The sequence below is a fragment of the Burkholderia sp. MSMB1072 genome, from assembly GCF_001524725.1.
In the GTDB taxonomy this organism is placed as follows: Bacteria; Pseudomonadota; Gammaproteobacteria; order Burkholderiales; family Burkholderiaceae; genus Burkholderia.
The window spans coordinates 262,811-284,179 of the sequence record NZ_LOYC01000035.1 but is presented as its reverse complement, the minus strand read 5'-3'; the positions used below and the strand labels follow the sequence as shown (position 1 = coordinate 284,179).

Here is a 21,369-nt window from a genome sequence, read left to right as displayed (position 1 = left end):
TGAGCAAGCACTGGCTCCGTCCGCCTTCAAACGTATCGCCCGATTGCGGACGACATCGTTTCGTTGGCGGCTTCAAGTTCGCGACATCCTCCCGCGCTATGCAAATCCGTACAACTTCGCCGGGTTCGTGACGAATATCAATTGCTGCCAGTCCCGCCGCTCGATCCAGCCGGCGATCACGTCCAGCATGCTTGCATCGTCCGGCTTGTCCGTCTTCTGCGTCGGGTGCGGCCAGTCGGTGCCCCAGAGCATGCGTTCCGGTGCCATGTCGATCAGCGCCTTCGCGACCGGTGCGACGTCGTCGTATGCAGGCGCGCCCGTCTTGCTGTCGACGTACGGTCCCGATAACGTGATCCACGTATGGCCCTTTTCAACGAGGCGTTGCGCGGTACGAAACGCGGCCGACGACAGCCCGCCGGGCTGCGGCACATGCGCGATATGGTCGATGACGAGCGGACAAGGCAGCACCGCGAGATGACGCTCCAGCTCCGGTAGCCGCGCGCCCTGAACCACCAGCTCGATATGCCATCCGAGGTTCGCGATACGGGCGGCGAGTGGCGCCAGCATGTCGAGCGTCGTCGCGCCCGGATAGCTCAGGTTGAACCGGATCGCACGGATGCCGCCGCGATCGAGCGCCCGAAGTTCGTCGTCGCTCACTGTGCCGTCGACCACGGCGACGCCACGCGCGTCGGCGCCGAACTGCGCGAGCGCCGCCAGCGTGCAGCGATTGTCCGTTCCGTACGTCGACGGCGTCACGACCACGTTGCGCTTCACGCCGATACGCGCCTGCACGCTTCGGTATTGCGCGACGGTCGCATTCGGCGGTCGCAGCGTCGTGCCCGGCGCGACCGGGAACCGGTCGTCGTAGATGTGCATGTGACAGTCGACCGCCCCTTCTGGCAACTGGAACGCCGGCCGCTCGGTGCCGCCCGACCACGTTTCGGCGGCGGCGGCCCGCCTCGGCAATGCCGTCGAAGCCAGCGTCGCGCCGGCGATCCGGAGGAACCCGCGTCTCGCGATGCGTGCCATGATCAGATGGTCCCCGTCTTGCCGACCAGCTTGCCGGCCGCATGATTGCGCGTGAGCAGCAACAGCGTCGCGACGCTCACGAGCGTGAGGATCGCGAGCGGCATCAACGCGAGCGCGTAGCTGCCCGTCGCCGCCTTCACCCACCCGTACACGTTCACCATCAGCCCGCCGCCGAGCAGGTTCGCGATCGCGTTGACCGTCGCAAGCCCGGCCGCCACGGTGCTGTTGGACAGCATGTCGGTCGCGAGCGCCCAGAACGGGCCCTTGAACGAATACGCGCCGACCAGCACCGCGCAGAGCATGCAGATCGTCGGCAGCAGCGATCCGCTCAGCGATGTCGCGAACAGGCCCACGCCGATCAGCAGCATCGGCACGACCGTGTGCCAGCGACGTTCGCCGACGCGGTCCGAGCGCCGGCCCCAGTAGACCATCAGGATCGAGGCCACGGCGTACGGCACCGAGTTCAGCAGGCCCGTTTCCATGACCGTCAAGCCGAACGACTTCAGCAACTGCGGCTGCCACACGGACAGCGTGCTGCCTGCCGCGGAAGCACACGTGTCGACGAGCGCAAGGCACAGTACGTAGCGGTTGCGGAACAGCTGCGTGAGCGGCAGCGACGGCACTTTCTTGCGTGTCTTGTGGCCGGCAGCCAGCGCGCTCGAGAGCCACGCGCGTTCGTCGTCGCCAAGCCACCTCGCGTTTTCCGGCTTGTTCGTCAGCATGAACAGGCACGCGATGCCGAGCAGCACGGTTGGAATGCCTTCGAGGATGAACAGCCAGTGCCAGCCACGCAGCCCCCAGACACCGTCCATCTGCAACAGCAGCGCGGAGATCGGCGAGCCGATGAAACTCGCGGCCGGAATCGCGACCATGAACGTCGCGACGATCCGCGCACGGTACTGCGCGGGAATCCAGTACGACAAATAAAGTAGCACGCCCGGGAAGAAGCCGGCCTCGGCCGCGCCCAGCAGGAAACGCAGCACGTAGAACGTCGTCGCGTTGTGCACGAGCGCGGTCGCCGCCGACACGATGCCCCACGTGATCATGATCCGGGCGATCCAGATCCGCGCGCCGTATTTCTGCAGCGCGAGATTGCTCGGCACTTCGAAAAAGAAGTACGAAATGAAGAACAGGCTGCTGCCGAAGCCGAAGACCTGTGCCGACATCCCGAGATCGTGGTTCATCTGCAGCGACGCCATCCCCACGTTGCCCCGATCGATGAAGGCAAGCAGGTAGCAGAGCATCAAGAAAGGGATGAGTCGCCAGACGACCTTTCGTATGGTCCGGCGCTCGATCGCGGACGCGTCCATGAAACCGGTTTGCATGTTGTCTCCGTTTATTGTGCGCCTGAGCGCGTTCCTGTGAACCGTTGCCACGCGATGACCGCGATGACCCCGCACGCGAGCACGGCGGCCATGGCGGCAAAGGTGTGTCGCACGCCGAGCGCTTCCGATGCGCTTCCGACGAGCAGGTAACCGAACGGCATCGTGCCGTTGTAGGCCATGCCGTACATCCCGACGAGCCCGCCGCGCACCCGATCCGGACACTGGCGCTGAATGGTCGCGTTCGTCGACGTGGCCGCGAACGTGAGGCTGAAGCCGAGCGCATAGAACGCGGGAATCGATCCCGCCGCATCGGTCGTCGCGGCCAGCACGGCGAGCGCGCCGACTGCCGTCCACGGCGCATACGCGATGAACCGGTGCGACGCGCGCGGCCCGAGCGCCGACGACAGCAGCACCGCCGCGCTCAACGAGCCGGCGCCGGCGCAAGCGAAAAACACGCCGGTAAAGCGTGCTGCGTCGTGAAAACCCTGGTCCGCGAGCAGCGGCACGAGCGTCTGGTAGCTGCCGGCGAACAGGCCGATGCACGCGAGAATCGGCAGATAGCGGGCCGAGAACGCATCGGACAGCACGTAGCCGACCGCGTCACGCAGGCCGCTCTCGGCGCGCGACGGGCGGTCCGCCGACGCGGTCCGGATCGACCGCACGCACGTCGCCATGAAGCAGAGCGCGAGCGCATAGATCGCAAACGACGTCCTCGGCCCCAGCGTCGGATAGACGAACCCGGCGATGGTCGGGCCGACCATGCGCCCGACGTTGTAGACCATCGTGTTCATCGCGACCGCGTTGGAGGTGTGCGTCGCATCCTGCAGGCTCGTCAGCAGCAGCACCTGCCGCGCGGGCGTTTCCACCGCGCTCGACACGCCAATCGCGAGCGCATGCGCGAGGATCAGCTTCACGCCGAGCAGGCCGAGCAGCGACCACGTGAAGAGGCTGCCCGTCAGCAGCAGCGACGCCATCAGCACGCATAGCGTCACGCGGCGCGCGTTGGCCGAGCCGATGCGCGAACCCGCTACCGGCGCGACGATCAGCTGCGGCCCGTACAGCAGAAAATTGAGCAGCGCGAGGATCGCTCCGGAGCCGGACAGGTGATAGATCAGCAGATTGAGCGTGACGTTCTGCGTCCAGCTGCCGAGCACCGACGCGACCTGCCCGCTCAGATAGCGCCGCAGCGACGCCTCCGACAGCGCGGGAAACAGCCTGTTCACCCACCCGGCTTGCGTTGCCACGTTCATGACAGCGCCTTTCCGCGCGTTTCGGGCGCGAACAGCACGACCGCGGCCGCGGCGATGAACGCGACGATCGTCGTCGCGAGCCCGAGCACGAAACCGCCCGACGTCGACGCCAGCGCACCGATGACCAGCGGCGCGATGAACCCGCCGAGCCGGCCGCCGTTATACGCGAGGCCCATGAAGAACCCGCGCGAGGCCGTGTTACCGATGATCTCCGCGAGGAACGGGCCGGCGCCCGCGAAGATGCCGTTCACGCTGAAACCGGTCACAAAGATCGCGGCCATCAGCAGCCACGGATTCGCCGACACGATGTACACGCCGACGGCCATCGCGCCGACCAGCAGGTAGGCCAGGAACATCGGCCGCCGGCCGAGCCGGTCGACCCATGCCGAGAACAGCAGAAACCCGGTGATCGCGCCGAACTGCAGCGCCAGCACGAACTTCAGGCTATGCACGAAGTCGAGGTGCTTTACCGTGATGAGGAACGTCGGCGTCCACGTGAATACGCCCCAGTAGAGGTATTGCAGAAAGAAGATGAAGCAAAACGCGGTGAGCAGGCCGCGCACGTTCAGCTTCTCGCGACTCACCGTGTCGAGCTTGCGGGCCTGCGACTTCGCCTGCCGGCGCTCGAGCCAGATCGGCGATTCCGGCGTCTTGCGCGCGACCCAGAACAGAATGAAAAACGGCGACGCACCGATCAGGAACAGCAGACGCCAGCCGTCGCCGGCCAATCCGCCCTGAGCGGCGCCGACGATGCCCGAGATCGCGATTGCGAGAATCGCGCCGATCGGCAAGCCCATCTGCATCAGCGCGCCGCCTTTGCCGCGCCGGCTCGGGTGCCAGGTCTCCGCGATGAGCGCCGCGCCGGCGGTCCAGGTGCCGCCCATGCCGAGCGCGCCGAAAAAGCGCAGCGCGGCAAACGAGTGCGCGTCGGGCGCGAATGCGATCAGGCCGGAGAACAGCGAGTAGATGCCGACGCAGAGCATCGCGGTACGCACGCGTCCGATCCGGTCCGACACGAAGCCGAACAGAATGCCGCCGACGATCTGTCCGGCCGCCGTGACGCTCGTGAACATGCCGAGCTGCGCCTTGCTCAGCCCGAACTGCAGCGCGAGCGTCGGCAGCAGCAGCGAAAGCAGGAACGAGTCGTAGCTCTCGAACGTCCAGCCGAGCCCCGCGAGCGACAGCGCACGCCACTCGATACCGGTCACGCGCGTCAATCCTTTTTCCGCGGCTGCGGAATCGATTTCCTGCGTCGCCACGGTTGCACTCGTCTTCATGGGTTGTCTCCGGGAATCGCGACGCGATACGTCGTTGCGGCTGTCCGGCTGAACAGCGCGGCCTTTTCATCGGCCGACATCGCGGCCGCGAGTCGTTTGAAGGCGTTCCACAGTACGCGATAGCTGAACATCCCCTTGTCGACGGGGAAGTTGCTTTCGAACATGCAGCGATCGACGCCGAAGCGTTCGACGCAGGTGTCGAAATACGGCTGCCACGCCGCCGCCAGCTCCTGCGACGACGGCGGCAGGTCGCGCGCGGCGAAGTCGGAACCGAATACGGTCATGCCCGCGCCGCCGAGCTTGATGCGCGTGTTCGGCAGCGCGGCGAGACGCGCGAGTTGCCGTTTCCATTGCGCATGCACTTCGGCACGCCGGCCGGCATGCGGACCCACGCCGACCGGGCCGCCGAAATGGTCGATGACGACGATGACGTGCTCGGATGCGCGTGCGAGTTCGTACAGGTCGTCGAGCTGCGTGTGATAGACCCACGCGTCCAGCGCCAACCCATAGCGAGCGAGCGCGGTCACGCCCTGCCGGAAAGCGGGATCCGACATGCGGTCGCGCGGCGGCGTCACCGGGCTCGATCGCACGTCGGGGCTCGCATGCCAGGCGAGCGGATTGCGGATTCCGCGCAGTCGCCCGCCGGACACCTGCAGCATCGTGTCGAGCACCGCATCGAGTTCTGCGCCGAGCGACAGATCGGCGCCGCCGACGATGGCCTCGCAGCATCGCACGGGGCCGTAAGCGCCGCTGTCGAACATCGCGGCGATGCCGCTCGCGAATTCCACTTCGCCAACCGGCTTGAGCGCGTCCGGCCCGCTTGCGCGCAACATCGACCGGCACTGTACGTAGACCGTCGACACGATCCGATGCCCGCTGCGCAGATCCGCGCCGAACTCGTCCGCGAGATAGCGTCCGGTCTGGCGGTCCCACAGGTGATGATGGGCATCGACGATGGCCAGCTCGGGTTCGAGCACCGGCTCGTCGCGCAATGCGAGCCACTCGGGCCGGACAGGAAGATGGGGTGCGTGAACGGTCTGCATCGCCCTCGCCTCAGAACTTCTGGCGCATGCCGATCACCACGCCCGTCTGGTTGTGATCGGGTGCGACCGTGCCATAGCCGTTCACGCCGAGCGCGGAGCCGCCCTTGTTGCGCGCGAAACCCGCCGTCGCATAGATATCGGTGCGCTTCGACAGTAGATAGTCCGCACAGAGCACGGCGAGCCACGGATCGGCGCCGGTCGAATGCACGTCCTGGTAATAGGCGGTTGCCGTGACCACGAATGCCGGCGACACCGCGTATTGCGCGCCGGCCCAGTACAGGTTCGCCGCGCTGGCTTCGGCGCCGTTCGCGACGCGAATCGGGTTCGCCGGCATGAACACGTTCGACGCACGGAGATAGCGATAGCCGGCGAAGCCCTTCACCGACCCGATCGCATACGACGCGGCGGCCGTGGCGCGCCGCTCGGTGCCCGTGTTCGTCGCGACGGTGTTACTGTTGCGCTGCTCGTACGACACGCTCGCGGCGAGCGGCCCTTGCGCGAAAGTCAACGCCCCGCTGAAGAAGCGGCCGGTGAGTTGCGCGCCCGGCACCTCGGCGCCGTACCCGGTGTCGTAGCGGGTGCTGACCATCGCCTGCGCCGTCACCGGACCGAACACGCCGGTGTACTTCGCCGAATTGTCGATACGTGCGGCCGCCGCGTAGTCGAGCGACAGCACCGAGTACCGCGATGACGCGCCCATCGGGTCGAAGGCCACGGCCTGGTCGTAGAAGAGTGCGTTCTGGCGGCCGAACGTCAGTTGCTGGCCTCGGTACGACAGCCCGACCCACGCCTGCCGGCCGAAAATTCGCGACGTCGTGGCGGCGTTCGGACCAAGGCCTTTCGTCGACTGCGCAGTCGTGCCGTCGTTGATGTTGAAGCCGTCTTCCAGCTGGAAAATGGCCTTCATGCCGCCGCCGAGCTCCTCGACGCCCTTCAGCCCCCAGCGCGAACCGGACAGATTGCCCGATGCTTCGCGCGTCTGCGCGCCGCCGGTGCTCGTGTTGTTGATGTGCTCGATCCCGACGTCGGCAATGCCGTACAGCGTGACGCTGCTTTCTGCATGGGCGGCACCGCACCACGAGGCCGCGCTCGCGACGGTGAGGGCGCCGAGCACGAAGCGGGATGTCGGGCGGGTATTGCGGCTGACCTGATTCGACAACATGGAGTCTCCAAACTGTTTTTTATGGGTGGGTCTGACGAAGAGAAATTCACGTCCGGCGGGCTGCGGCCGCTTCGCCGGCGCCCGAGCCCGGATCGCCGAGCCACGCAATGGTCAACGCGCCGAGCAGCAGCACACCCGACACGGCGATGAGCGGCGCGGTGAAGCCACCGGAGAATTGCTTGAGCGCGCCGATCAGCGACGGCCCGACGAAGCCGCCGAGATTGCCGACCGACACGATCAGCGCGAGTCCGCCCGCGGCGGCCCGGCCGGTGAGGAATCCTGACGGGATCGCCCAGTACGTCGCCTGGAACGCGAGGATCCCGCTCACCGTGATGCACAGCGCGATCAGCTTGAACACCGGCGCATGAATGAAGGCGCTCGCGCACAACGCCACGGCGGCAACGGCCAGTGCGCCGGCGACGTACGGAATGCGGTTGGCCACGCGATTGGCCACACGCGCCCACCAGAGCATCATGACGGCACCAATTGCATACGGAATGGCCGCCAGCCAGCCGACCACCGCGTGTTCGACGCCGAACTGCTTGATGATCTGCGGCATCCACAAGCCGACACCGAGCGAGCCGACGATCCCGCAGAAGTTGATGAACGCGAGCACGAACACGCGCCAGTTCGTCATCGCGTCGCGCAGATTGCTGCCGTGCTTCGCGCCGATGTCGCGCTGCTCGAACGCGAGTCGCTTCGCGAGCGACGTCTTCTCTTCGTCACTGAGCCACGCCGCTTTCTCGGGACGGTCGGCCAGCACGAACAGGCACGCGATGCCGAGCAGCACCGCAGGGATGCCTTCGATCAGCAGCAGCCACTGCCAGCTGCGCAGCCCATGCAGGCCGCCGAGTTCGAGCAGCGCCCCGGAAATCGGCGAGCCGACCATGTTCGCGACGGGAATGCCGACGAGGAATGCCGCCGTCGCCTTCGCGCGCCACTTGCCGGGAAACCAGTGCGTGAAGTACAGGTAGATGCCGGGCGTGAACCCCGCCTCGGCGAGCCCGAGCAGGAAGCGCGCCGCCGCAAAGCTCTTCGGTCCGACGACGAACGCCGTCGCCATCGAGAACAGGCCCCACGTGATCATGATTCTTGCGATCCACACACGCGCGCCGACCTTCTGCATGATCAGGTTGCTCGGAATCTCGAACAGGAAATAGCCGATGAAGAACAGGCCGGCACCGAAGCCGAACTGCTCGGCCGTCAGCCCGAGATCCTTGTTCATCGTGAGTGCGGCAAAACCGACGTTGGTCCTGTCGAGATAGCTGATCACGTAGCAGACGAAGATGAACGGCAGAATGCGCCGGAACGCCTTGGCGAGCGTGCGCTCGCTGGCCGCGAAATCTTCGGCGGCAAGGCGCCCCGTGGCTGGCGCGTCGGCGCGCGGCGCGTCATCGCCGGCACGCAGCACGTGCGAAATGGTCATGCTTGTCTCCTTCGTCGCGCGGCTGGCGGCGCGATCTTTCGGCATGCGGACAGGAAGCCGGCGAGCGGCTTCCCGGCTCGTGGGTCTCAGTCCTTCTTCGCGGCCTGTTTCGGCAGCGGGCCGGCAATGCTCATGTCCGCTTTCAGGACGGAACCGGACGTCGATTCGGTGATGAAAAGCGTCTTCATGTCCGGCCCGCCGAAGCACACGCTCGTGAGCGACGCCCCTTTCGGACCGGTCAGGATCTCGACCGGCTCCGCGCAGTGGTTGAGTACCCACACGCGGCCGAGCCCCGGATTCGCGACGAACAGGCGGCCTTCGAGATCGACGGTAAGGCCGTCGGGGCCGCTCGGTCCGTACGACGTGAAGAACTGGCTGACCTTGGTGACCGACCCGTCGGCCTGCAGCGGCATGCGCCAGACGGCATTGCCGCGCGTCATCGCGACGAACAGCACCTTCTCGTCGCGCGACAGGACGAGCCCGTTCGGGCTCGGGCACGTGCCGAGCAGCATGTCGAGCTTGCCGTCGGGCGACAGCCGATACACGCGGCCCGTCGGATCGTGCAGCCCGGTCTGCCCCTGGTCGGTGAAATAGAGGTTGCCGGCCGAATCGAACGTCAGGTCGTTCACGCCCTTGAAGCGCTCGGTGTTGCGACGCTCGAGATAAGAACGCACTTCACCGCGCTCGATATCGAGCAGCATCAGGCCGTTCCGGTAGTCGGTGATGATCAGGTGCGATGCGTCGAAGCGCTTCATCCCGTTGGGCTCGCCGTCGTATTCGGCGACGAGATCCCAGTCGCCGGACGGCGAAATACGGAAGATGCGTCCGTGCGGAATGTCGGTGACGAACAAATAGCCGTCCGGATCCCACACCGGCCCTTCGAGAAAGGAGTCCGTGACCATGCCGCCGCGGTTCGCGCGCGCCCATTCGGTGCGGACGTCCGGCTTCCGGAACTTCTCCGGCATGCGCGCGAACACGTCGGCTTCGCGCACCTCGGGACTCGTCAGATAAAACATGCGTACCTCGATGTTCAGGGTTCAAGCCGCGCTGTGCGCGCGTTCGTCGAGCACCGCGAGAACGTTGGCGGCCGCGCCCTTCCCCATGTTCACGTACGCGGCATCGCTCACGCCGCCGATATGCGGAGACAGAATCACGTTCGGGATCTGCTGGAACGGGTGCGGCGCCGTCATCGGTTCCACGTCGAAGCTGTCGAGCCCGGCCGCGCGCAAGTGGCCGCTCGCCAGCGCGTCGGCAAGCGCGGCTTCGTCGATCAAACCGCCGCGTGCGGTATTGACGAGAATCGCCCCGCGCTTGAAACGCGCGAGCGTGTCGCGGTTGAGCATCCGGCGGTTGTCGGCCGTCAACGGACAATGCAGCGACACGACGTCCGACTCCGCATACAGCGTGTCGAGCGGCACCCGCTTCACACCGGCCGGCGCTTCCTTCGCGAACGGATCGAACGCGAGCACCTTCATGCCGAACGCGGCGCCGATCGTGGCCACGCGCCGGCCGATCGCGCCGAGTCCGACGAGGCCGAGCGTGCGCCCGTCGAGTTCGACGGATTTGTGCGTCGACTTGTCCCAATGGCCTTCGCGCATGCGGACATCGAGCTGCGGAACCGACTTCGCACAGGCGAGCAGCAGCGCCCATGCGTGCTCGGCGACGGCGGCCGCATTCGCGCCGACCGCGGCGCGCACCGCGATGCCGCGAGCGGCGGCAGCGTCCTGATCGATCACGTCGATGCCGCTGCCGTGCTTCGAAATCACCTGCAGGTTGTCGGCCGCATCCATGATGCGGGCGTTGACCTTGCCGTACCGGACGATGATCGCGACCGGCTTGTGCCGGGTGCAGAGCGCCACGATCTCGTCTTCGGTCGGTTGCTTGCCGGCGAACACGACATCGAACTGAGCAAGCATCTTGAGCGCTTGCGGCGCAAGGTCGGCGGCGGTCACGAGGACCACGGGCTTATGCGAAGCGAGCTGCATCACAGTGCCTCGCCTTCGGCCAGCATGCCGGCCGCGCGCAGTTCCTTCTCGATCCAGCCCGGACGAAGGTCGCCCTTGTGGATCGCCTCGATACGCGCGGTTTCGACGTCGAGCTTTTTCTGCGCGAGATCGACGATGCGCGCGACGTCGGCGCGCGGAATGACGACGACGCCGTCGGCATCGCCGACCACCAGATCGCCCGGATTGACCGTCGTGCCGCCCAGCGAGATCGGCGCATTCACGCGCCCCGCGATGCTTTTGGTCGGGCCGCACGGATTGAGGCCGGCCGAGAAGATCGGATAGTCGCCGTTGGCCAGTTCGTGCGCATCGCGCACCGCGCCGTCGATGACGATGCCGGCGATGCCGCTCGCCTTCGCCTGCGCCGCCATGATTTCGCCGAGCAGTGCGCACGAGATGTCGCCCTTGCCGTCGACCACGACGACATCGCCCGGCTTCGCGACGGCGAGCGCCGCATGGATCGCCAGGTTGTCGCCCGGACGAACTTCGACCGTGATCGCCGGACCGGCGACCTTCATCTTCGGCGACAGCGGCCGCACGCGGCCATGCACCGTACCGCGGCGGCCCGCGACGTCCGCGAGGATCGCGGCCTGGTAACGCGCGGCCGCCTGAACGAGTTCCGGCGAGATGCGTTCGATGTCGCGATTGATCAGCGATGTGCTGACGAATGGGTTGCTCATGATTCGACCTCGGGTTGTGTGTTGTACTCTGTACAACTGTGGTGTACATAGTGAAATCACTATAACCAGAGGACGTACGGCATGGCACTGGCGTTTACCCTTTTACGTGGTAAACCAGCGTTTTACCTAGTACAATTTCTGTCGTGTATCGATGGGAGAGAAGAAATGGGAAATGACGGGGTCGTTGCCGTGGAAAAGGCGCTTTCGCTGTTGGACTGCTTCAAGCCGGGCGCCGAATCGCAGTCGCTCGCGACGCTGTCGCAGGCATCCGGCATGCACAAGACGACGGTCTACCGGCTGATGAACTCGCTGGAGCGAATGGGCTATGTCGTGCGCGCGCAATCCGGCAACTATTCGCTCGGACATCGCGTGCTGTACCTCGGCAAGCTGTACGAGCAGTCCTTCCATCTGTCCACGGTGGTGGAACCGGCGCTGCATGCGCTGGCCGCGCTGACGAAGGAAAGCGCATCGTACTATGTGCACGACAGCGGGCAGCGGCTTTGCCTGTTTCGGGTCGAGCCGTCCGAAGGTCTGCGTGAAACGCGGCTCGCCGGGACGATGCTGCCGCTCGACGACACGGCCATCAGCCACGTGATCCGCTTCTGGGGGCTCGGCGAACCGATCTATGACAAGCCGCCTGCACTGCCCCTCTTCACCGCCGGTGCGCGCGATGTGCACACGGCGGCGTTCGCGGTGCCGATCTTCGGCGCCGGCGACAAGTTCATGGCGGCGCTGACGCTGTCCGGTCCTGCGTCCCGCCTCAGCGTCGCGCACGAATCGGGCGAACTGGATCGACCCCAACTGGATGCGGCCGCCGATCTATCGCGGAAGCTGGGCGCCAGTGTCGCGCTCTGCGAGAACATCTACGGCAGTTGATCGCCCCATCGCGAACGTGACGAACATGCGGCCCAACGCCGAGTTTTACGCGCTGAGCCGCTGAGCAAATCGGCAGCGGCAAGCGGCACGGCTTGCGCGAGCGACGCGGTCGAGGCGCTGCCCGCGACGACGGCCGCCGTTACTCGATCGCCTTCAAAGCATCGAGCCCGTCCGGCAGCGTCGCATCCGGAAACTGCGTGGACAGCGTCGCATCGCGCCACCGCGCCGCCTCTTCCGCGCGCTGCCGCTCCGCCTGCTCGCAGACGAACAGCGCATCGCCGCCGAGGAGCAGGCGCATCGGCACGTCGTCGCGACGGGACAGCTCGACGATCAGCGCCGCGATCCGGGCGGGATCGCCGACCTCGTGGCCGCCATACGCGCCGAGCAGGTCGAGAATCTTTCCGACCGACGGCCGATAGTCCGGCAGCAGATCGTCGATCCCGCGCTTCGCCCGCGCGGCCCATTCGGTACGCATCCCGCCCGGTTCGAGCGTGCACACGCGCACGCCGAACGGCGCGACTTCCTTCGCGAGCACGTCGCTGAACCCGCCGACCGCCCACTTCGCGGCCTGGTACGCGGACAATCCCGGCGTCGACGTCCGCCCGCCGACCGACGATACCTGGAAGATGTGCCCCGCGCGCTGCGCACGCATCGTCGGCAACACCGCGCGCGTCAGGTTGATCACGCCGAACAGGTTCGTTTCGATCTGGTCGCGAAAGACGTCGGCGCCCGTCTGCTCGAACGGCGCCGTGTGGCCGTAGCCCGCGTTGTTCACCAGCACGTCGATGCGCCCGAACGCGGCGCGTGCCGCGGCGACGGCTTGCGCGGCTGCCGCTGCGTCGGTGACGTCGAGTTCGACCGGCAGCAGCCGGTCGCCATGACGCTCGGCCAGATCGGCCAGTCGCGCCGGATCGCGCGCGCCGGCCACCAGCCGGTCGCCGGCTGCCAGCACCGCTTCCGAAATCGCTCGCCCCAGGCCGCGTGCAGCCCCCGTTACCAACCAGACTTTCGACATTTTCCGCTCCTTGATCGTGATGAAACGACGAAAATGAATGATTACTCACTCATTAATATGGGCGACGTAGCAGCCCTTGCAGACTGCATCGCCCTCCCTGAAACGCTCTGCCGGTCGTCGCAGCACGCGACGCCACGACGGCGATCCTCGACTCACACCGCGCGCAACACGGCCCACAACGCGCGAAACCCCGCTTCCCGGTAGGCATCGGCCCGCGCCGGATCGCGTGCGATGGACTCCATCGCGGTTTCCGCGATCGACGTAAACAACGCCGAGCAGAACGCATGCGCTTCGTCCCGGTTCAGCGCGCCCGACGCGGCCACCTGCTCGCGCAGCAGCGTGCTGATCGCGCCGAAGCCTTCCGCGCCGGCCGCGCGATGCGCGTGGTCGATGCGCCCGCTCACGCCCAACTGCTGCAGCGCGCGCCGGCCGTCCGGATTCGCGATGCCCCACGACACATAGCCGTTCCACGCATGTCGCACGGCCTGCTCGGCCGGCGCGCGCTCCGGAAACCCGGCCATCATCGCTTCGCGCAAGTCGGCCTTCAGGCTCAGATACAGTGCGTTCAGCAACGCATCCTTGGTCTCGAAGTACGTGAACACCGTGCCTTCCGCCACGCCGGCGAGCCGCGCGATGCGTGCGGTCGTCGCGGTTGCGCCGTCCTCGGCGAGCGCGCGCGCGGCTGCGGCGAGGATGGCTTCGTGCTTGTCGGGACTACGCGGTCGGGCCACGTTCGATTCCTTTAATGAGTGAGCGCTCAATCATAAGCAACCCGACGTCGAGAATGCAAGCCCTGTTACATCCGGGGGAACGCATACGCAATCCATCAAAACGGTGCACTATTAGCGTTTTGCCGTACCGGCGCCGGCCATCCGGCGCCCGATGCCTCGACGTTCGTTTCACGTTCACCGTTTCAAACCGCGAACCTCCCATGACGAATCAGCCTTCCCAGACCGCGGCCGACCGGCCCGTCGACATGATCATCTTCGGCGGCGGCGGCGACCTCGCCGCCCGCAAGCTGTTGCCCGCGCTGTACATGGCGCACCTGCACTGCAATCTTCCGCCCGAGACGCGCATCATCGCCGTCGGCCGCCGCGACTGGGGCATCGACGGCTACCGCAAGTTCATGGACGAGCAGTCGCGCCCGTTCATCGACGAGAAGGCGTTCGACGCCGACGCGTGGAGCCGCTTCCTCGACCTGTTCAAGTACGTGCTGATCGACGTGAACGCGCCGGACGACTACCGGCGGCTCGCCGAAGCGGCACGTAGCGACGCGATCCGCGTGTTCTACCTGTCGACGTCGCCGGAGCTGTTCACGACGATCTGCGACAACCTGTCGGCCGCGCACCTCGTCGACGCGCATTCGCGCGTCGTCCTCGAAAAGCCGCTGGGCCACGATCTCGCGTCCGCGAAGGCGATCAACGACGCGGTCGGCAAGCACTTCGAGGAATCGCAGATCTACCGGATCGACCATTACCTCGGCAAGGAAACCGTGCAGAACCTGATGGTGCTGCGCTTCGGCAACCCGATCTTCGGGCCGCTGTGGCAGGCGCCGAGCATCCGCAGCGTGCAGATCACGGTCGCGGAAACGGTCGGCGTCGGCAGTCGCGCGGGCTTCTACGACCACACCGGCGCGCTGCGCGACATGGTGCAGAACCACCTGCTGCAACTGCTGTGCATCGTCGCGATGGAGCCGCCCGTGTCGCTCGACCCGGACGCGGTGCGCGACGAGAAGCTGAAGGTGCTGCGCTCGCTGCGGCCGATGTCGCTGTCGGACGTCGCGCGCGACACGGTGCGCGGCCAGTACACGGCCGGCGCGGTCGACGGCCAGCCGGTCAAGGGCTATCTCGAGGAAGACAACGTGCCGGCGGACAGCCGCGCGGAAACCTTCGTCGCGCTGCGCGCGTACATCAACAACTGGCGCTGGGCGAACGTGCCGTTCTTCCTGCGCACCGGCAAGCGGCTGCAGCGCCGCCAGTCGGAAATCGTGATCGAGTTCGCGGACATGCCGTTCTCGATCATCCCGACCGGCCCGCGGCACTACAGCAACCGCCTCGTGATCCAGCTTCAGCCGGAAGAGTCGATCCAGTTGCAGATGCTCGCGAAGGAGCCGGGTAGCGGGATGAACATGGTGCCGGTGAGCCTGAACCTCGACCTGCAGCAGGCGATCCCGGAGCGGCGCGCGGAAGCGTACGAACGGTTGCTGATCGACGTGATCCGCGGCCGCCTCACGCACTTCATGCGCCGCGACGAGCTCGAAGCGGCGTGGTCGTGGGTCGAGCCGATCCTCGACGGCTGGAAGCAGCTCGGCGACCGGCCGCGCCTGTACACGGCCGGCACGTTCGGGCCCGCGGCCTCGTCGGCGCTGCTCGCGCGCGACGGGATGTCGTGGGCCGAAGAGGCGTAGGCGCAGCCCGACGGCGCGCCGCCGCGCGGCACGCCCGTTGCCGGCCGGGGCCGCGCCGCCTGGGCCGCGTCGCTACGGCGACAGCAGCCACGTGGCCTTGCGCCGAGCCGGCGCATCGCGCCCGCTGCCGGCGCCGAGCATCTCGATCATGTAATCGACGAACGACGCGATCCGCGACGAGATCGCGGTGTTCCGGTAATACACCGCGTTGATCGGCTGCTCGACCTCGAGCGTCTGCCGCGCGAGCACCTGCACGAGCCGCCCGGCCTCGCGATCCTGCGCGGTCACGAAATCCGACAGGCACACGACGCCCGTGCCCTCCAGCGCGAGCTGCCGCAGCGTCTCGCCGCTCGACGACCAGACGTCGGGCTCGATGCGGTAAGGCTCGCCGTCCGTGCCGAGGATCGGCCATACGTTCAGCGATTCGGGCTGCGTGAAGCCGAGCAGCGTGTGCTTCGCGAGATCCTCGACCTTGCGCGGCTGGCCGTGCGCTTCGATGTAGGCGGGGCTCGCGAGCATGCGCACCCGGCTGTTGCCGATGCGCCGGCTGTGCAGCGTCGAATCCTTCAGCCGGCCGATCCGGATCGCGACGTCGGTGCGCCGCTCCAGCAGGTCGGTGATGCCCTCGTTGCTGTTCAATTCCAGCTCGACCTTCGGAAAGCGTTCGCGGTAGCCGCGCACGAGCGGCACGATCACGTGCAGCATGAACGGCGTCGCGGCGTCGACGCGCAGGCGTCCGGACGGCATCTCGCGCCGCGCGAGCATCTGCTCTTCCGCACTCTCGACCGATTCGATGATCGCGCGCGCGTCCTGCAGGAATGCGCGCCCTTCCTCGGTCAGTTCGAGCCGCCGCGTGGTCCGGCGCAGCAGTGTGGTCTTCAGCTTCTCCTCGAGCCGCGCGAGCGTGCGGCTCGTCGCCGACACGGTGAGGTCGAGGTGCTGGGCGGCGGCCGTGATCGAACCGGTGTCGACCACGGCGATAAAGGCCTGGAGTTCGTCGAGGGTGGTCTTCATTGTTGATTTGAAATCAAAACAATTTGGTTTATAGACCAGTTTTTCAGCAAAAGTAAAGCCGGCACACTGCGATCCATTCCTACTGAAACCCGGATCCTGTCATGCCACTCGCGTTGCTTGCGTTGACCATCAGCGCCTTTGCCATCGGCACCACCGAATTCGTGATCGTCGGGCTGATCCCGACGATCGGTGCGGACCTCGGCGTCAGCCTGCCGTCCGCCGGCCTGCTCGTCAGCCTGTATGCGCTGAGCGTCGCGATCGGCGCGCCACTGCTCACCGCGCTCACCGGCCGCGTGCCGCGCAAGGCGCTGCTCGCCGGGCTGATGGCGCTCTTCACCGTCGGCAACCTCGTCGCGTGGCAGGCGCCCGGCTACGAATCGCTGATCGTCGCGCGCGTCCTCACCGGCCTCGCGCACGGCGTGTTCTTCTCGGTCGGCTCGATCATCGCGACCACGCTCGTGCCGAAGGACAAGGCCGCCAGCGCGATCGCGACGATGTTCAGCGGCATGACCGTCGCGTTCGTCGCCGGCATTCCGCTCGGCACCTTCATCGGCCAGCACTTCGGCTGGCGTGCGACGTTCCTGATCGTCGCGCTGTTCGGCCTCGTCGCGTTCGTCGGCGCGGTCGCATTCGTGCCGCGCGGGCTGCCGCAGACGCCGCCGGCGCCCCTCGCCCGCCAGTTGCGCGTGCTGGCCCAGCCGCGCCTGCTGCTCGTCTATGCGATGACGGCCGTCGGTTATGGCGGCTCGCTGATCGCGTTCACCTATATGGCGCCGCTGCTCGAACGGATCGCCGGCTTCACGCCGTCGCAGGTCAGCCTCGTGCTCGTCGGCTACGGCGTATCGGTCGCGGTCGGCAACGTGTGGGGCGGCAAGCTCGCGGACGCCGTCGGCCCCGTGAAGGCGCTCAAGCGGATCTTCCTGCTGCTCGCGATCGTGCTGCTCGCGTTGACCTTCACGATCCACGCGAAATGGCTCGCAGTCCTGACGATGCTCGCGTGGGGTGCCGTGGCGTTCGGCAACGTGCCGGGGCTGCAGGTGTACATCGTCAAGCAGGCACGCCACTTCGCGCCGGACGCCACCGACGTCGCATCGGGCTTCAACATCGCCGCCTTCAACCTCGGCGTGGCCGGCGGCTCGTCGCTCGGCGGCCTGATCGTCGCGAACGTCGGCCTCGGCCACACGCCGTGGATCGCCGCCGTCGTCACGCTCGGCGCATTCGCACTCACCGCGCTGAGCGGCCGTCTCGACCGCCGCCACGGGCTGCCCGAGCGCACGGCCGGCCCCATCGAACTCGCCCATTGAACGCCACTTTTTTACAGGAGCCACCAGCATGAACGCATCGACCTCACGCCCGCCGTTCGCCGGCAAGACTTTCGAAGTCCGTTACGACGGCCTCACCGCGCTCAACGCATACGACGAAGACGGCCGTCACATGCGCTACGAGATCACCGAAGGCCCGTACGCGGGCGCGAAGGGCGAAGTCGAATACACGTGGCAGCGCGTCGCCGGCGAGACCTACGCGATCTCGTGGCAGGAAGCCGATCGCGCCACCGTCGTGCATATCGACGATTTCGCCGCCGGCACGTCGCGCTCGTTCTTCACCGCGTCGTCGCTCGATTTCTACCGGCTCGACGGCAGCCTGCGCGCGGTCTGAACGGAGGCGCCATCATGTCCACGTCGCTCGACAAGCTCGCAGACGGCGGCTTCAGCATCGGCATCGAACTGCCGATCGACAACGACTGGTCGCCGGCCGGCGACGCGAAGCGCCAGCATGACGGCCGCCGCCCCGGCGTGCCCGATATGGAGATCCACGCGGAGCTCGCGCAACTGGCCGACACGCTCGGCTTCCGCGCGCTCTGGGTGCGCGACGTGCCGGTGTACGACCCGTCGTTCGGCGACGCCGCGCAGGTGTTCGAGACATTCTCGTATCTCGGTTACCTCGCCGGGATCACGCGCGACATCCTGCTCGGCACCGCGGCCGTCGTGCTTCCGCTGCGCGAACCGCTGCTGACGCTGAAATCGGCGGCGACGATCCAGGAATTGAGCGGCGGGCGCCTGCTGCTCGGCGTCGCGAGCGGCGACCGGCCGGTCGAATATCCGCTGTTCGGCCGCGACTTCTCCACGCGCGGCGCGACCTTCCGCGACCAGGTCGCGCTGCTGCGCGACGGCGCGCGCGGGCATCTGCCGCCCGGCCTGGACGTGCTTCCCGCGGCCCGTTCGCCGGTGCCGCTGCTCGTCGCGGGCCTCGCGCAGCAGACGCCCGCGTGGATCGGCGAGCACATGGACGGCTGCCTCGCGTATCCGGGCACGCCTGCCGATCATCTGCAGCGCGCCGCGAGCTGGCGTGCGGTGGCCGGCGACAAGCCGTACGTGAGCTTCATCCATCTCGACCTCGCGGAAGATCCGCACGCGCCGCTGCAGCGGCACCGCTTCGGCGCCCGCGCGGGACGCGTCGCGCTGACGGAGGAACTCGCGGCGATGCGCGACGCGGGCGTGCAGCACATCGGCCTGCATTTCCGCCGCAACCGGCGGCCGCTCGACGAAACGATGGCCGAGATCGCGGCGGACGTGCTGCCCGCATTCCATCCGCAAACGAATCCGCAGACGCGGGCCGCATAAGGCCGACGAGCGTCTTCCCATAGGCGAAGCGCCGACCAATATTTGATTTCAAATCAAATATTTTTGATATCTAAAGGCGTTTATTTCATCAGTTTCAAGCGCCAGAATGATTCCGATACCGCAATCGTTCCCCCTCTTTCAGGAGCACAGATGAGCAAGATTCCCGCCTTCGGCCTCGGTACGTTCCGCCTGCAAGGCCACGTGGTCATCGACTCGGTGCGCAACGGCCTCGAAGTCGGCTACCGCGCGATCGACACCGCGCAGATCTACGGCAACGAAGCCGAAGTCGGCGAAGCGATCGCCGCGTCGGGCGTGCGCCGCGAAGACCTGTTTCTCACGACGAAGATCTGGGTCGACAACTACGCGCCGGACAAGCTGGCGGCCAGCCTCGAGGAAAGCCTGCGCAAGCTGCGCACCGACTACGTCGACCTGACGCTGATCCATTGGCCGGCGCCGGGCAACGGCGTGTCGATCGACGCGTTCATGACCGCGCTGGCCGACGCGAAGGCGAAGGGCCTCACGCGCAGGATCGGCATCTCGAACTTCAACATCGAACTGACGAAGGAAGCGATCGCGGCCGTCGGCAAGGACGCGATCGCGACGAACCAGATCGAGCTGAGCCCGTACCTGCAGAACCGCAAGCTGGTCGAGTTCCTGAACGCCGAAGGCATCCACGTGACGTCGTACATGACGCTCGCGTACGGCAAGGTGCTCGGCGATCCGGTGCTCGGCGCAATCGCGCAGCGCCACGACGCGACGCCGGCGCAAGTCGCACTCGCATGGGCGCTGCAGCTCGGCTACTCGGTGATTCCTTCGTCGACCAGGCGCGAGAACCTCGCGAGCAACCTGCTCGTGCAGACGCTGCGCCTGACCGACGAAGACATGGCGCAGATCGCCGCGCTCGAACGCAACGGTCGCGAAGTCGACCCGGCCGGCCTCGCGCCGAAGTGGGACTGAGCGCGCCGCGCCCTCATCCGACATGACCCGTCGCGGCCCGCCGGCCGCGGCACCGACAGGACACCACCATGACCCAGGACCCGCTTTTCCAACCGCTGCGACTCGGCGCGCTGACACTGCCGAACCGCATCGTGATGCCGCCGATGACGCGCTCGCGCGCGAGCCAGCCCGGCGACGAAGCCAACGAACTGATGGCCGCGTATTACGCGCAGCGCGCGAGTGCGGGGCTGATCATCAGCGAAGGCACCTACATCGCGCCGCTCGGCAAAGGTTACGCATGGACGCCGGGCATCCACACGCCATCGCAAGTCGCCGGCTGGCGCAAGGTGACGGACGCCGTGCATGCCGCGCACGGCCGCATCTTCGCGCAGCTGTGGCACGTCGGCCGGCTGAGCCACACGAGCCTGCTCGGCGGCGCGCAACCCGTGTCGTCGTCGCCGCTCCAGGCGAAGGGCGTGAACGTGTTCATCGCCGGCGAAGACGGCAGCACGCCGGGTTTCGTGCAGGCGTCCGAGCCGCGCGCGCTGTCGATCGACGAGATCCGCGAGATCGTCGATCAATACCGCGCCGCCGCCCGCCACGCGATCGAAGCCGGCTTCGACGGCGTCGAGCTGCACGGCGCGAACGGCTACCTCGTGAACCAGTTCATCGACTCGAACGCGAACACGCGCACCGACGCGTACGGCGGCTCGCTGGAAAACCGGCTGCGCTTCTTGCGCGAAGTCGCGCAGGCGCTGATCGAAGGGGCCGGCGACGCATCGCGCGTCGGTATCCGCCTGGCGCCGCTGACCACGCTGAACGGCTGCGTCGACGACGATCCGGAAACGACCTACGTCGCCGCCGCGAAGCTGCTCGGCGAACTCGGCGTCGGCTACCTGCACATCGCGGAAGCCGACTGGGACGACGCACCGCTGATGCCGGTCGCCTTCAAGCAGCAATTGCGCGCCGCGTTCCCGGGCGTGCTGATCTATGCCGGCGCGTACACCGCCGAGCGCGCACGCGAAGCGATCGCCGCCGGCTGGGCCGACCTCGTCGCATTCGGCCGCCCGTTCGTCGCGAACCCCGACCTGCCCGAGCGGCTGCGCACCGGTGCCGCGCTCGCGCCGCACGACCGCAACACGCTGTTTGGCGGCGGCGCCCACGGCCTGACCGACTACCCGACGCTCGCGCAAGCCGCGGCCTGAACGATTCTCCCGTTCGTGCCCGGTCAGCCGCTGTCCGTCGGCTCCACGCAGGTCAACATCAACCCGGTCGCGATCCGCTGATCGCACATCCGTCCTTCGG

General features: G+C 67.0%; 20 protein-coding genes. 7 read left to right on the top strand and 13 right to left on the bottom strand.

All coding sequences use genetic code 11. The features are described 5' to 3' along the window. Positions 1-96 precede the first annotated feature (96 nt). The 10 genes from WS89_RS20135 to WS89_RS20090 all read right to left on the bottom strand — a co-directional run bounded on the left by WS89_RS20135 (position 97) and on the right by WS89_RS20090 (position 11,195). Entirely contained in the window at positions 97-1,029 is a 933-nt protein-coding gene (locus WS89_RS20135; RefSeq protein WP_059792933.1) for an amidohydrolase family protein, read from the bottom strand. Between the two features lie 2 nt (positions 1,030-1,031). Next, positions 1,032-2,354: an MFS transporter gene (locus WS89_RS20130; protein ID WP_059792931.1), complete on the bottom strand. Its 1,323-nt coding sequence runs from the start codon at positions 2,352-2,354 to the stop codon at positions 1,032-1,034. 11 nt (positions 2,355-2,365) lie between these two features. Further along, complete coding sequence (locus WS89_RS20125; RefSeq protein WP_059792929.1) at positions 2,366-3,604, bottom strand: MFS transporter; 1,239 nt, start codon at positions 3,602-3,604, stop codon at positions 2,366-2,368. Next, a complete protein-coding gene (locus tag WS89_RS20120) occupies positions 3,601-4,881 on the bottom strand; it encodes an MFS transporter (RefSeq protein WP_059792927.1) in 1,281 nt (426 codons plus the stop codon). Before WS89_RS20120 ends, WS89_RS20125 begins: the two co-directional genes overlap by 4 nt. Then, positions 4,878-5,924 (bottom strand): amidohydrolase family protein, encoded by a 1,047-nt coding sequence (locus WS89_RS20115; RefSeq protein ID WP_059792925.1) that lies wholly within the window; start codon positions 5,922-5,924, stop codon positions 4,878-4,880. Before WS89_RS20115 ends, WS89_RS20120 begins: the two co-directional genes overlap by 4 nt. 10 nt (positions 5,925-5,934) lie before the next feature. Beyond that, positions 5,935-7,086: a porin gene (locus WS89_RS20110; protein WP_059792923.1), complete on the bottom strand. Its 1,152-nt coding sequence runs from the start codon at positions 7,084-7,086 to the stop codon at positions 5,935-5,937. 46 nt (positions 7,087-7,132) lie between these two features. Continuing rightward, a complete protein-coding gene (locus WS89_RS20105; RefSeq protein WP_059793040.1) occupies positions 7,133-8,512 on the bottom strand; it encodes an MFS transporter in 1,380 nt (459 codons plus the stop codon). An 86-nt stretch (positions 8,513-8,598) separates the two neighbouring features. Continuing rightward, a complete protein-coding gene (locus tag WS89_RS20100; protein WP_059792922.1) occupies positions 8,599-9,528 on the bottom strand; it encodes an SMP-30/gluconolactonase/LRE family protein in 930 nt (309 codons plus the stop codon). Between the two features lie 21 nt (positions 9,529-9,549). Beyond that, a complete protein-coding gene (locus WS89_RS20095; RefSeq protein WP_059792920.1) occupies positions 9,550-10,497 on the bottom strand; it encodes an NAD(P)-dependent oxidoreductase in 948 nt (315 codons plus the stop codon). Next, positions 10,497-11,195, bottom strand: coding sequence for a methyltransferase (locus tag WS89_RS20090; protein ID WP_059792917.1), 699 nt, complete (start codon positions 11,193-11,195; stop codon positions 10,497-10,499). The genes WS89_RS20095 and WS89_RS20090 overlap by 1 nt, the downstream gene beginning before the upstream one ends. A 165-nt stretch (positions 11,196-11,360) precedes the next feature. On the opposite strand from WS89_RS20090, the gene WS89_RS20085 reads away from it, so the two are divergent. Continuing rightward, on the top strand, positions 11,361-12,071 hold the full coding sequence (locus WS89_RS20085) for an IclR family transcriptional regulator (protein WP_059792915.1): 711 nt from the start codon (positions 11,361-11,363) through the stop codon (positions 12,069-12,071). 139 nt (positions 12,072-12,210) lie between these two features. Here the strand turns inward: WS89_RS20085 and WS89_RS20080 are convergent, their stop codons facing one another. Both WS89_RS20080 and WS89_RS20075 read right to left on the bottom strand, forming a co-directional pair. Beyond that, positions 12,211-13,086 carry an SDR family NAD(P)-dependent oxidoreductase gene (locus WS89_RS20080; protein WP_059792913.1) on the bottom strand — a complete coding sequence of 292 codons (876 nt, stop codon included), beginning with the start codon at positions 13,084-13,086 and terminating at the stop codon, positions 12,211-12,213. A gap of 152 nt (positions 13,087-13,238) precedes the next feature. Next, on the bottom strand, positions 13,239-13,817 hold the full coding sequence (locus tag WS89_RS20075) for a TetR/AcrR family transcriptional regulator (RefSeq protein ID WP_059792912.1): 579 nt from the start codon (positions 13,815-13,817) through the stop codon (positions 13,239-13,241). A gap of 200 nt (positions 13,818-14,017) precedes the next feature. Between WS89_RS20075 and zwf the strand changes: the two genes are divergently transcribed. After that, positions 14,018-15,493: a glucose-6-phosphate dehydrogenase gene (gene zwf / locus WS89_RS20070; protein ID WP_059499417.1), complete on the top strand. Its 1,476-nt coding sequence runs from the start codon at positions 14,018-14,020 to the stop codon at positions 15,491-15,493. A gap of 72 nt (positions 15,494-15,565) precedes the next feature. On the opposite strand, the gene WS89_RS20065 is transcribed toward zwf, so the two are convergent. Beyond that, positions 15,566-16,507, bottom strand: a complete 942-nt coding sequence (locus WS89_RS20065; RefSeq protein WP_059499418.1) for a LysR family transcriptional regulator — start codon at positions 16,505-16,507, stop codon at positions 15,566-15,568. Between the two features lie 101 nt (positions 16,508-16,608). Between WS89_RS20065 and WS89_RS20060 the strand changes: the two genes are divergently transcribed. The 5 genes from WS89_RS20060 to WS89_RS20040 all read left to right on the top strand — a co-directional run bounded on the left by WS89_RS20060 (position 16,609) and on the right by WS89_RS20040 (position 21,269). Continuing rightward, positions 16,609-17,811 (top strand): MFS transporter, encoded by a 1,203-nt coding sequence (locus WS89_RS20060; protein ID WP_059792910.1) that lies wholly within the window; start codon positions 16,609-16,611, stop codon positions 17,809-17,811. Between the two features lie 28 nt (positions 17,812-17,839). Continuing rightward, entirely contained in the window at positions 17,840-18,163 is a 324-nt protein-coding gene (locus WS89_RS20055; protein WP_059499420.1) for a MoaF-related domain-containing protein, read from the top strand. Between the two features lie 14 nt (positions 18,164-18,177). Continuing rightward, a complete protein-coding gene (locus WS89_RS20050; protein ID WP_059792908.1) occupies positions 18,178-19,128 on the top strand; it encodes an LLM class oxidoreductase in 951 nt (316 codons plus the stop codon). 150 nt (positions 19,129-19,278) lie between these two features. Then, positions 19,279-20,085, top strand: coding sequence for a 2,5-didehydrogluconate reductase DkgB (gene dkgB, locus WS89_RS20045; RefSeq protein ID WP_059792906.1), 807 nt, complete (start codon positions 19,279-19,281; stop codon positions 20,083-20,085). A 68-nt stretch (positions 20,086-20,153) separates the two neighbouring features. Then, the gene (locus WS89_RS20040) at positions 20,154-21,269 is read left to right on the top strand and encodes an alkene reductase (RefSeq protein WP_059792904.1); all 1,116 of its coding nucleotides are present in this window, start codon (positions 20,154-20,156) and stop codon (positions 21,267-21,269) included. Positions 21,270-21,369 lie beyond the last annotated feature (100 nt).